Source organism: Frankia sp. BMG5.23, assembly GCF_000685765.2.
GTDB classification, from domain to species: Bacteria; Actinomycetota; Actinomycetes; order Frankiales; family Frankiaceae; genus Frankia; species Frankia casuarinae.
The window spans coordinates 92,849-104,257 of sequence record NZ_JDWE01000015.1 but is presented as its reverse complement, the minus strand read 5'-3'; the positions used below and the strand labels follow the sequence as shown (position 1 = coordinate 104,257).

The 11,409-nt window shown below is 70.4% G+C and carries 9 protein-coding genes and 1 pseudogene; 6 read left to right on the top strand and 4 right to left on the bottom strand.

From position 1 onward, the window contains the following. Nucleotides 1-195: pseudogene (locus tag BMG523DRAFT_RS26390) on the top strand (hypothetical protein); the annotation flags it as partial. Between the two features lie 229 nt (nt 196-424). Here BMG523DRAFT_RS26390 and BMG523DRAFT_RS09705 read toward each other — a convergent pair. From BMG523DRAFT_RS09705 to BMG523DRAFT_RS09690, 4 genes are all read right to left on the bottom strand, one after another. After that, on the bottom strand, nt 425-2,005 hold the full coding sequence (locus BMG523DRAFT_RS09705) for a glycosyltransferase 87 family protein (protein ID WP_011437251.1): 1,581 nt from the start codon (nt 2,003-2,005) through the stop codon (nt 425-427). A gap of 25 nt (nt 2,006-2,030) precedes the next feature. Next, the gene (locus BMG523DRAFT_RS09700; protein ID WP_035911931.1) at nt 2,031-3,332 is read right to left on the bottom strand and encodes a DUF445 domain-containing protein; all 1,302 of its coding nucleotides are present in this window, start codon (nt 3,330-3,332) and stop codon (nt 2,031-2,033) included. 173 nt (nt 3,333-3,505) lie between these two features. After that, nucleotides 3,506-3,808: a DUF6343 family protein gene (locus BMG523DRAFT_RS09695; RefSeq protein ID WP_011437249.1), complete on the bottom strand. Its 303-nt coding sequence runs from the start codon at nt 3,806-3,808 to the stop codon at nt 3,506-3,508. Between the two features lie 126 nt (nt 3,809-3,934). Then, nucleotides 3,935-4,708 carry an enoyl-CoA hydratase-related protein gene (locus BMG523DRAFT_RS09690; protein WP_011437248.1) on the bottom strand — a complete coding sequence of 258 codons (774 nt, stop codon included), beginning with the start codon at nt 4,706-4,708 and terminating at the stop codon, nt 3,935-3,937. A 1,036-nt stretch (nt 4,709-5,744) separates the two neighbouring features. Between BMG523DRAFT_RS09690 and BMG523DRAFT_RS09685 the strand changes: the two genes are divergently transcribed. The 5 genes from BMG523DRAFT_RS09685 to BMG523DRAFT_RS09665 all read left to right on the top strand — a co-directional run bounded on the left by BMG523DRAFT_RS09685 (nt 5,745) and on the right by BMG523DRAFT_RS09665 (nt 11,365). Further along, the gene (locus tag BMG523DRAFT_RS09685) at nt 5,745-8,768 is read left to right on the top strand and encodes a nitrate- and nitrite sensing domain-containing protein (RefSeq protein WP_011437247.1); all 3,024 of its coding nucleotides are present in this window, start codon (nt 5,745-5,747) and stop codon (nt 8,766-8,768) included. Beyond that, the gene (locus BMG523DRAFT_RS09680; RefSeq protein ID WP_011437246.1) at nt 8,768-9,187 is read left to right on the top strand and encodes a roadblock/LC7 domain-containing protein; all 420 of its coding nucleotides are present in this window, start codon (nt 8,768-8,770) and stop codon (nt 9,185-9,187) included. Before BMG523DRAFT_RS09685 ends, BMG523DRAFT_RS09680 begins: the two co-directional genes overlap by 1 nt. Before the next feature lie 108 nt (nt 9,188-9,295). Next, the gene (locus BMG523DRAFT_RS09675; RefSeq protein ID WP_011437245.1) at nt 9,296-9,667 is read left to right on the top strand and encodes a DUF742 domain-containing protein; all 372 of its coding nucleotides are present in this window, start codon (nt 9,296-9,298) and stop codon (nt 9,665-9,667) included. Then, nucleotides 9,648-10,268: an ATP/GTP-binding protein gene (locus BMG523DRAFT_RS09670; RefSeq protein ID WP_011437244.1), complete on the top strand. Its 621-nt coding sequence runs from the start codon at nt 9,648-9,650 to the stop codon at nt 10,266-10,268. Before BMG523DRAFT_RS09675 ends, BMG523DRAFT_RS09670 begins: the two co-directional genes overlap by 20 nt. Nucleotides 10,269-10,369: 101 nt before the next feature. Beyond that, nucleotides 10,370-11,365 carry a LuxR C-terminal-related transcriptional regulator gene (locus BMG523DRAFT_RS09665; RefSeq protein ID WP_023840772.1) on the top strand — a complete coding sequence of 332 codons (996 nt, stop codon included), beginning with the start codon at nt 10,370-10,372 and terminating at the stop codon, nt 11,363-11,365. The last annotated feature ends 44 nt before the right edge of the window (nt 11,366-11,409 follow it).

Here is an 11,409-nt window from a genome sequence, read left to right as displayed (position 1 = left end):
GCCGCGGCCGCCACCCCGGGCCCCGCCACCGCCCGGACCGCCGCGGCCCCGGGCCGGGCGAGGCTGGCGCTGCGGGGCGTGCGACTGCTGGGAGCCGGGGGACTGCTGGCCCGGGTGGGACTGGGAGTTTCCGTACTGAGACAGAGGATCCGCCGATCAGGTCAGGGCCGCCATGGGTCCACCCGGACTGGATGAGGTGTCCCACACCAGTCCGCGTATCGTCCGGAGGCCGGGGGTACGGCCGGGTTTCGCGACCGGACCCACCGGCGGGTCATCCCCGCTAGGGCGCTCGCACCGACCTCGCACACCCGACCGTTCGGCCGGGCGCGGACGGCCTTGCAAGCCGTCGTTCTGTTCAAGGTACATCGCCGTTCCGCCACGCGGAGTGTGAGAGACGCCGATCCTGCGGCTGTACGTCTCGGGCTCACCCGCTGGTTCGTCCCGGGTTGCTCTTTCGGGCGAGCGGGTCGCCGGCCGCGGTGCGCAGTCCCCGGTCGCGGGCGGTGACGTGCCCGGCCCAGGCCACCAGGGTGACGACGCCGACGAGTGTCCCGTAAGCACCCACCACCCGCCCGGCCGCGCTGTGCCCCGCCGCGAGATTCACCACCGCGTCACCGAGCCCGAACACGACCGCGAGCCCGAGCCCGACCGCGAGCCTGAGCCTGGCGGGCGTCGCAGCCCGCCCGCCCGCCGCCGCGACGGTCCGTCGCCGGGTGGCCGACGGCCGCGACGTCCGACCGGCGTGCAGCGAGCTCAGCACGAGTGGCCCGAGGATCGCCGTGACAGCCAGCAGCTCCATGGTGGTGCTGCGGTGGGGCGTCACGAGGAACCAGGAGCTCACGGCGAACGCGGCGGTCGGACCGGGGGAGACCGGCCCCACGCACGTGGGTGGTTCCACCGGAGTGCCCGATCCCGCGGCGGTGCCCGGTCTCACCGGAGTGCCCGATCCCACGGCGGGGTCCGGCCCGATGGGGGCACCGGATCCGACCCGGCAGCCCGGTCCGACCCCGGCGTCCGCGAGGCTTGGACGAGGCGCGCTGAGTACGAGCAGCGGTGCGACCAGCAGGAGAAGGTAGTGGCTCCACACGATCGGGGAGGCGAGGATCGCGGCGGCGACGGCACCGGCGAACAGCAGCCGTTCGTCGTGGCCCCGCCGGGTGGCCGCCCAGCAGACCGCGAGGACGGCCAGGGCGCAGAGCCGGGCGATCGACGCGGCGGCCTCCATCGCGACACCGATGTTGACAAGCAGGCCGGTGAGGCTGAGCCCGTTCGGGGCCTCCGCCCGGGCGAGCGCGTCCAGCATGCCGACGTAGGTCGCTGTTCCCACCGGGCTGAGCAGCTCACCGGCCAGGAACAGGGCGCCGAGACCGGCGAGGGCCACCATCCAGGCCCGCAACCGGCGGGCGAGCAGCAGCCAGAGCAGCAGCGGCGCGAGAAACAGCTTGCTGTAGACGAGCAACGCGACGACGCCGCCACAGGTCCAGGGCCGGTCGCGTCGTTGCCAGGCCAGTGCCAGCCCCGCGAACAGCAACGCGTTGAGGGTGCCCATCTGCAGCCCGATGATGGTGCACGACGGGGCGATGACCAGCGCGTACACCCGCCAGTCCCGGGCGCCGGCGAGGTGGGTCCCGCCGAGCAGGGCGAGCACGGATCCCGCGACGAAGATGTCGTCCGCATGTGCCAGGCAGGACAGCGGCGCGAACGGCATCGCCGTGAGGTAGGGGTAGACGAACGCGAAGCCGGAGTACACCGCACCCGTGCCGGGGGCGGGATAGGGATCGAGCCCGTGCCGCACGGCCGCGCCGGCCCGCAGGAAGACGTCGACGTCGTAGTGGCCGATCCGGGTGATCAGTCCGAACCAGACCAGCATGATCAGTCCGACGACCGGCAGGGTGGGCCGACCGGGTGGCGTCGGCCATGACACTCCCCGGACGAGCTGTCGGTTATCCGGGCCGGGCCGGCTCCCACGCTCGTCGCCACGGCGATCGTCCTCGTTGCCCCGCATGCTTCCCTCAGCTCCACCCGTTGCGTCAGAAGGCGAGTTCGGTGACCAGGTGGATGATCAGTCCCACGAGGGCGCCGACGACGGTGCCGTTAATCCGGATGAACTGCAGGTCGCGACCGACGTGCAGCTCGATGCGCCGGGAGGCCTCGTCGGGCTGCCAGCGGCCGACAGTATCTCCGATGACCGCGGCGATGTCGTCCTTGTGCCGGCACACCACGCGGGTGGCCGCGTTCGCCACGGTGTGGTCGACGGTGCGCGCCAGCTCCGGATCGGTGGCGAGCTGGGCGCCGAAGGCCGCGAGTTCGTCGGTCGCGCGGACCCGGGCCGTGCTGCCCGGATCGGAGGCAAGATCGAGCAGGATGCTCTTCGCCGTGGCCCACATGGCGGAGATCACCCGGTCGACCTCGGGATGGGCCAGGAGCCGGTACTTGATCTGCTCGACCTGCCGTCCCAGCGCCTCGTCGGTGCGCAGCCGGCCGGCGAAGCCGCGCAGGAACGCGTCCAGGGCGCGGCGTGCCCGGTGCTCGGGGTCGGTGCGCAGCGCCTCGGTGAAGCGCAGCGCCTCGCTGTACGCCTTGGCCGCGACCGCCTCGTCCAGCCACTTCGGAGACCAGCTTGGTGCCCGCTCCTGCACGGTGCGGGCGAAGACCTCCGGGTTCTGCTTCAACCACGTCTCGGCCTCGGTGACGATCACGTCGACCAGTCGATGGTGCAGCCGGTCCTCGACCACCCGTTCCAGCGCCATTCCGAGAGCCCCGGCCCAGGGCCGTTCGACGACGCGGGGCAGCACCGCCTTCTCGACGAGTTCGCGGACCAGGTCGTCGTTCATCCCGGAGAGCACCGCGATGAACCGCTCCGCCGCCTCGGTCGTGACCCGTTCGGCGTGCGACGGCTGGCACAGCCAGGCACCGACCCGGGCGGACACTCCGATGCCGTCGATCTTCTCCCGGATCACGTCCTCGGCGAGGAAGTGGGTGCCGACGAAGTTCTCCAGACTCCGACCAAGCGCGTCCTTACGTCGAGGAATGATCGCCGTGTGCGGGATCGGGAGGCCGAGTGGGTGGCGGAACAGCGCGGTCACCGCGAACCAGTCGGCCAGTGCGCCGACCGCGCCCGCCTCGGTGGCCGCGGCCACGTACCCGATCCACCCCGGGCCACCGTTGGCCTGCCAGCGGGCGGCGAGGAGGTAGATCGTCACCACCGCGGCAAGCAGGCTGCCGGCGATGAGCCGCATCCGGCGAAGCCCGCGGCGCAGGCCCACCTCGTCGGTGGTGCCGCGCGCGAAGCCAGCCGACACCGGCCCGGAGACGCCCTCCGGATCGTTCATCGCCGCCCGTTCGGTCGGCAGCCCGTCCCGCCGCCCACTGAGATCCTCCTGCTCGTTCCGCCAGCCGGATCGGCGCGGACCGACCAGGCTGGCGGGCGAGCCTGGCGGTGCCGGACGCGGCGATCCTCGGCCACCTTATGCGGGAGCACCGCCCATCCGGACCGGCGTGGGGATCATTCGGTCTGGCGCCGGATCCGTTGCTGGATGACGACCAGATCGACGATGGCGACGAGGGCGAGAAAGGCGAGGAAGGCGGCGCCGGCTGTCTGCCCCCGGACGGCGAAGAAACCGGCGAAGACCCCGCAGAACACCAGGCCGAACGCGGCGAGGACGCGGCGTAGCCCGAATGCGCTGTGAGCCGGGGGGAACCCCCCCGGACCGGAGGAGCCGCAGGAGAAGGCGCGGCGCCACCAAGGCCGGTGCCCGAGGGCACTACCCCGGTCGCGTTGGTGCGGCAGGGAATGGGTCACAGACACCGGTATGCCCCGCCCGGACGGGGCGAACCGGTCGCCCTCGTCGCCGTTGCGGGGATGGTCCTCCCGGATCGCACGGACGGCATCGAGCGGGCGGACACCGACGTCGGTCAGCCCTCGGGTGGTCGGTCAACCCTCGGCTGCCGACGTGCCGTGGCGGCCCGGCAGCCTGGCGGTCATCGCGGATCTCGCCTCGTCGCTGACGAGGCGCTCGGTGAAGATCGAGCTTTCGACGTCGATGCGCGCCAACACCTCCGGTGTCCCGCCGTCGTGCAGCAGGGCGCGAGCTGCCGCGAGCGCCTGCGGCGGCTGAGCCAGCAGCGCCGCCACCCGGTCGTCGACCCGGGCGCGTAGCGCTTCGGCGTCGGGAAGTACCTCGGTCACCACCCCCAGTCGGGCGGCCTCGGCCGCTCCGAGGGACTCGCCGAAGTAGACGAGGCGGGCAGCGATGGCTGGTCCGACCCGGCGGGGTAGCAGGAGGGTCGACCCGAACTCGGGGATCACCCCCAGATTGACGAACGGCATCCCGAGGGTGCTGCGCTCGGTCGCGTAGACCAGGTCGCAGTGCAGCAGCAGCGTGGTCCCGATGCCCATCGCGGGCCCGTCGACCTCGGCGACGAGAAGTTTCGTGCTGCGGGCCAGCGTCCGGATGAAGGTCAGCGTCGGACCCTCCGCCCGGAGGGCGTCGGCGGCCAGAAAGTCGACCAGATCGTTGCCGGCGGTGAAGGATCCGCCGCTGCCGGTCAGCCGGATGACCCGGATCTCCGGGTCGGTCTCGGCCTTGTCGAACGCCTCCGCGAGGGCGAGGTACATCGCCTGGGTGAGGGCGTTGCGTTTCTCCGGGCGGTTGATCCGTACCGTCAGCGCGCCCTGGCCGGGTTCGCTCTCGATCTGGCTGCTCATCCGTGTCTCCTCACCGGTCCGTCGGGTTCCCTGGCCCGGCCGTGCTCCCGACCCGGCCGTGCCCGGGGGCGTCAACCGTGCCCGGGGGCGTCAACCGTGCCCGGGGGCGTCAACCGTGCCCGGGGGCGTCAACCGTGCTCAGGGGCACAGTGCCACCGGCTGGCCTCGGGTGAAAGTAGTTGTGCCACCTCCGCCGCTTCCGTGACCTCCGCCGCTTCCGCCAGCCGGGGCCTCGCTCGGCGATTAGCGCAGCAGTTCAGCAGTTCAGCAGCAGCTCATTGGACGGGAGTTGATGGGGAGGTCTGTCGTGGAGTTGTTGTGGAGTGATTGAAGCTTCGGCGGACCGGGTAGGGCCTGATCGGCAATCGTCGACGCCTGATCGGCAATCGTCGACGGGGGTGACTGCTGGGGCGGAGTGACCCAGTTCCCGTCGCCAGGTGTCTGCAATGTCTACAACGTCTGCAATGTCCACAATGGAACCACTCTTCATGATCTGGCAAGAGGTGGGAGCTGCGGCCCGGGCGGGGGTCGGGTGGGCTGCGAGGGTGTGATCTGTGTGGCCTCGGATCGTGCGATGTGCTTCCAGCAACATGCCAACATGTGATGTGTTTGCGTTGTCGAGCGCGGTGCGACCGGTTGATCGGAGCCTTCGTGGCCGCGGAGGATCTGCGCCGGTTGGCGTCGACTGCTGCCCGTCAGTGCTAGTTCATGCGCATCGTCGTTGTTTGGTCCGGGCTGCGCTCATGTAATTCGGGGCGGGTTCTGGTTGCGCGTTGCGCGCCCGCGAATGTTCGTCACCCGGTGCTACCTCGCCATCCTTTTGCGTTGAAGGCGGGTGCCCCCAGTCGGGCTAGTTCTTCACCCGCTACAGTTGTCCGCGCCCCCGGAACATTCACCCGATGTCCGGACCGCCTACTCCAATGCGCTGGCCCGGTGTTGTCGTCTGTGGTCTTCCGGTGACATGTCCCGATGGAACTCGACTACTCACCCCCGCACACGAGGCACTCGACTCCCGGGTGCCGGACGAGAGGACCGGATGCTCCAGAATTGGCCCATCCGCTCGAAGCTAGTGGTGATTCTCGTCGTCCCCCTGGCTGCGCTCGCGGTACTGAGCGCGATACAGGTGCGGGGGAACGTCGACAACGTGCGGGTCGCCAACCGCATCAAGGCACTCGCCGACTTCTCGATCAAAAGCAACGAGCTGGTCCAGGCCCTGCAGGTCGAGCGGTACGCCACGAACTCCTATGTCGGTTCCAACTACATGGCCGTCGCTCAGGAGCAGGCGGCGCTCGCCGCCCGCGGCCCGGTGGACAAGGCCCTGGCCGTCTATCGGGCCGGTGAGGCGGCGCTGCCCGCGGCGGGTCGTGACACCCTGGCGACCACGCTCGCGTCGATCTCGGAACGCCTCGGCAAGCTCTCTGCGCAGCGCAAGGCGATCGACGCGCACCAGGCGCAGGTGGACCAGAACATTGCTTTCTACTCGGGTGCCGTGGACGATCTCCTCGCCCTCAACGCCCAGGTGGCGGCCGGAAGCCGCAACACCTCGCTGGTCAACGGTGCCACCACACTGGTGAGTATCGCGCAGGCCAAGGAACAGGTCGCCCACCAGCGCGGCGCCGTCGTCCGCGTGATCCTCCTCCAGCAGACGGATGCGGCCACGCTGCGGGAGATCCAGACCAGGAGCGGGGCGGAGGACGCCTGGCTGGCCCAGTTCCGCACCACGGCCACGGCGGACGAGCAGGAGTTCTACAACGTGACGGTCGGCCGGACGATCTCGGCCGCCGCGACATTGCGTGACGGCACGGTCAACGCCGTGCAGAACGGCCAGCCGCTGACCGTTACCCCGCAGATCTGGCTGGAGGCCTCCGACGCGAAGATCAATGCGATGCGGCAGGTCGAACGCCGGATCGCGGCCGACCTCGCAACGACCAGCGCGAAGATCGCCAGTTCGGCCACCCGCGACGCGCTCCTCAGCGGTATCGGCGTGGCGCTGGTGCTCGTGGTGTCGGTGGTGATTTCTCTCCTGGTGGCGAGCCCGATGATCCGGGACCTACGCCGACTGCGCCGCGGCGCCCTCGAAGTCGCGAACGAGCGGCTGCCCGGGGTCGTCGACCGTCTGCACCGCGGGTCGCCGGTGGACGTGGCCGAGGAGGAATTCCCGGTCGAGGTCCGGAGCAAGGACGAGATCGGTCAGCTCGCCGAGGCGTTTGGCACCGTGCACGCGGTGGCCGTGCGGACCGCGGTGGAGCAGGCCGCGATGCGCAAGAGCATCGGGGACACGTTCCTCAACCTCGCCCGCCGCAGCCAGGCACTCATTCACCGCCAGCTCAAGGTGATCGACGCCCTGGAGCGCAAGGAGACCGACCCGGACGAGCTGGAGGAGCTCTTCCGTCTCGACCACCTCGCCACCCGCATGCGCCGGCACGCCGAGGACCTCATCGTGCTGTCCGGCTCCAAGCCGGCCCGTGGTTGGCGCCGGCCCGTCCCGGTCAAGGACGTCGTCCGTGGCGCCGTCGCCGAGGTGGAGGACTACACCCGGGTGCAGGTGATGTCGATCGACGGAGGGGCCATCAGCGGTCACGCCGTCGGTGACGTCATCCACATGCTCGCCGAGCTGATCGAGAACGCCACCTCCTTCTCTCCGCCCCACACGCCGGTGCATGTCTCCGGGCACGAGGTGTCGAACGGCTTCGTGATCGAGATCGAGGACCGCGGGCTGGGCATGAGTCCGGAGGAGTTCGACGCCGTGAACGAGCGGCTGGCCAACCCGCCTCCCTTCGACCTGTCGACCAGCGAGCGTCTCGGCCTGTTCGTCGTCGGTCGGCTCGCCGAGCGGCATTCCATCTCGGTGAAGCTGCGGTCCTCGCCGTACGGCGGCACGATGGCGATCGTCCTGGTGCCGACCACGCTGCTGCGGCAGGTCGACACCGACGGGGAGGCCCGGCCGGAGCCCGCGCAGATCGCCCCGCCGCTCCCCATGACGCGGGTTCCGGCTCTCGACGGCCCGGCCATCGACGAGGACCGGTTCCGTGGGTCGCTGGTGGACGCGGACGGCAACCTCGCCGGTCCCCCCGCGCGCTCCGAGGACGCGGCCGCGGCTGCGCACGGTCAGGACGAGACGCTCATCGACGATCTGCCGGTCTTCGCCACGGTGCGATCGAGCTGGTTCGTCGCCGACCGCCCGCGGCACCGTTCCAACGGCAGGCCTTCGGACGCTCCGCCGCGTCCCTCGACCCCGCGCTCCGACCCGGACGGCGGGTCGGGCGGGAAGCCCGGCTCCCGCGACTTCGGTGACCCCCCGCCGCTGCCGTCGCGCCGTTCGCGTGGCGGCCGCAGGGCCGTGGGGGACCAGCCCCACCCCGCCGTCCCGGACCATCCCCAGACGCCCGGGTCGGACGACCCCGGCGGTCCGCCGGCCCGTCCGGGACAGGACACATCTTTCCGGGATGAACCCTTCCGGGAGGAGCCCTTCCGGGATGGCCCCTTCCAGGACGGACGGGACGTCCCCGGTCCGGGTGGCCACGACGGTGCGCCCGGCTCCGAGTATGGCGGCGACGGCGGACCCGGCAGCCGTGTCACCTCGCTGTTCGGTGACAGCCCCATGGCCAGGGAGCGGTCGCGCGGTGGTGAGCCCGGCTCCGCCGACCCGCGGGAGGCCACCCGAACCGATCCGTTCACCTCACCGCTGGGCCGGCCGGTGGGACGCTCCGAGGGATTCCAGCGCGAGGACACCCCCGCCATGGGCCAGACGGTCGTCCCCCTCGGACGCCCGGCGCCTTCGGCCCGTTCGGACGAGCCCGCTGACCCGGCCGGGCCCGGCGCGGACGGCCAGCTGCCCGTCGATTTCACCGAGGTGGGCCTGCCCAAGCGCACCCGGCGGGCCAGTCTCGCGCCACAGCTTCGTCGGGACACTCCCGAGGAGCGTTCCGGAATACTCGCCGCGCAACGGAGCCCGGAAGAGATCCGCAACATGATGTCGTCCTTCCAGAACAACTTTGGTCGTGGTCTGGCGGACGGCCAGGTTTCGAACGACGGTGACGATGTAGGAAAGGTGACCTGATGCGTCCGCTGGGGCCGTCCGAGAACATGAGCTGGTTGCTCAACAACCTCGTCAAGAAGGTGCCCGAAGTCACCTATGTGATTGCGCTTTCCTCTGACGGGTTGTTGCTCGCCACCTCGTACGGGATGGACCGGGCGACCGCCGACCAACTGGCCGCGGTGGCCTCCGGATTCAACAGCCTGGCGCGCGGCGCGGGTCGTTTCTTCGGGGGTGGAAACGTCCGGCAGACCATTGTCGAGATGGACGAGGGATTCCTGTTCGTCACCGCGGTCGGGGATGGATCGTGCCTGGCCATTCTCAGCAGCCCCGGCGCGGACATCGGTCTCATCGCCTACGAGATGGCGCTGCTGGTGACCCGGGTCGGCGAGTTTCTCACCCCGGAACTCCGGGCTCAGATGCAGTCCGCGCTGCCACTCTGACATCGGCCCGGCGATCGGGTGGGGGTCCGATCGGTTGGTGGGTCAGCCGGTCACCCCCTGCCATCACCGACCGGATGACAGCAGAATTCTCAAGGCAGGAGGACCGGTATGTCGCGCGATGATGAATGGTTCGACGAAGAGGCTGGTCCGGTCGTCCGCCCCTACGCTGTCACCGGGGGCCGGACACGGCCGACGAACCAGACGTTGGAGCTGGTCGCGTTGGTGACCACCACGCCCAACGGCCGGCTGATGATGCGGACGCTGGAGCATGAGCAGCGCGCCATCGCGTTGCTCTGCCAACGCGTGCAGTCGATCGTGGAGATCTCCGCTCGGCTGAATCTTCCGGTCGGGGTCGCGCGGGTCCTCGTCGGCGACATGCTCGACGCCGGCCTGGTGACCGTGACCCGACCGGCCCGACCCTCCGACCGCCCTTCCATTGCCCTCATCGAAAAGGTGCTCGATGGACTACAGGCCCTCTAGAACGGGGTCGCCGGAAACGGCGCCGCCGCATCCGGTAAAAATCATCATCGCCGGCGGGTTCGGAGTCGGAAAGACGACGTTCGTCGGTTCGGTGAGCGAGATTCAGCCCCTCACCACGGAGGCCGCGATGACGGCCGCAAGCATAGGGATCGACGACACCAGCGCGGTCGGTTCGAAGACGACGACCACGGTCGCGATGGACTTCGGTCGGATCACGCTTCTCGACAGCATTATTCTCTACCTTTTCGGCACCCCGGGCCAGGACCGGTTCTGGTTCATGTGGGATGAGCTCGTCCTCGGCGCGATCGGCGCGGTGGTCCTGGTGGACACGCGGCGGCTGGCCGACTCCTTTCCGGCCATCGACTACTTCGAGGAGCGCGACATCCCGTTCCTCATCGCGCTGAACCGGTTCGACGGTGCGCGGGAGTACCGGGTGGAGGACGTCCGGGCGGCGTTGGACCTCGATCCGCGCCGTCCGGTGGTGTTCTGCGACGCCCGGCAGCGGGAGTCGGTCCGGCAGTCCCTGGTGTCGCTGGTCCGCCACGCCCTCGACGTGGTGTCCGCGGAGTCCCGGCCGGGCCTGCCCCAGCGGTCGGGGTGAGCGGCCGCGTCGGTCCGGTGGGCACGGCTGGTCCGGTGGGCACGGCTGGTCCGGTCGGCGTCCGTCGGCCACGTCCCGATCCTGCTCCGAGGAAGGGGAAGGTGCTCGATCTTTTCGGTATCGATGAGGTCACCCTGGCCGCCTATCGGCTGTGGCTGTGCCACGAGGTCCTGAGCGTGCCCGAGGTGGCGGAGATGCTCGGCGAGCCGCTGGTCGCCGCGGGGCGGGCGCGTGATCGTCTGGTCGAGCTGGGTCTGCTGCTGCCCTCGCGCGAACGGGCCGGTCACTACGTCGCGGTGCATCCCGAAGCCGGGCTCGACCACCTGCTCCAGGCGCAGCACGAGCAGCTGATCCGTCGCCATGAGCGGCTGCTCCTGGCCCGGGCACAGATCAGCTCCTTCGTCTCGGACTACCTGGAGAGCCGTCCCGGCGGGGACACCGCCGAGGTAAGGCGGATAGACAGTGCCGACCAGGCCCGTGCGGAGCTGCTCGCGATCGTCGGGCGAGCCGAGCGGGAGGTGCTCGCGCTGCATACCCGGCGCGAGTGGTCCTCGACCCTGACTCGCGAGGTGATGCCGGTCGAACTGCGTGCGTTGCGGCGTGGTGTGGTGATGCGCAGCGTCCTGCCCCGGTCGGTGCGCCTGGACGAGCTCGGCGCCGGTTATGTGCGGACCGTGGCGGCGCATGGCCTGGACGCCCGAATGATCGACGATCCCCGGCTGGACGCCACCGCGGTCGACGGGCGGATCGGCCTGGTCCGACTGGGCCGGGGGTTCGCGACCGGCCAGACCCTGCTCGTGCGCACCCCGGAGCTGACCGCCCTGCTGCTCACCCTGTTCGAACAGGTCTGGGAGGCCGCCGAACCGCTGAGCGGCGAGGCGATGGCCGCTCCCGGGGACGGTGACGACGCGCCGAACGACACCGAACGGCTGCTGCTGCGTCTGCTCAGCCTCGGCATGAAGGACGAGGCGGCCGCGCGCCATCTGGGCGTCTCCGTCCGCACCGTGCGCCGCATGATCGCCGATCTGATGGCACGGTTGAACGCCCGTAGCCGATTCCAGGCGGGTAGCCTCGCCGCGCAACGCGGCTGGTTCTGAGCGGCTGGTTCTGAGTAGCCGGCTCTGGATGTAGCCGGCTCTGG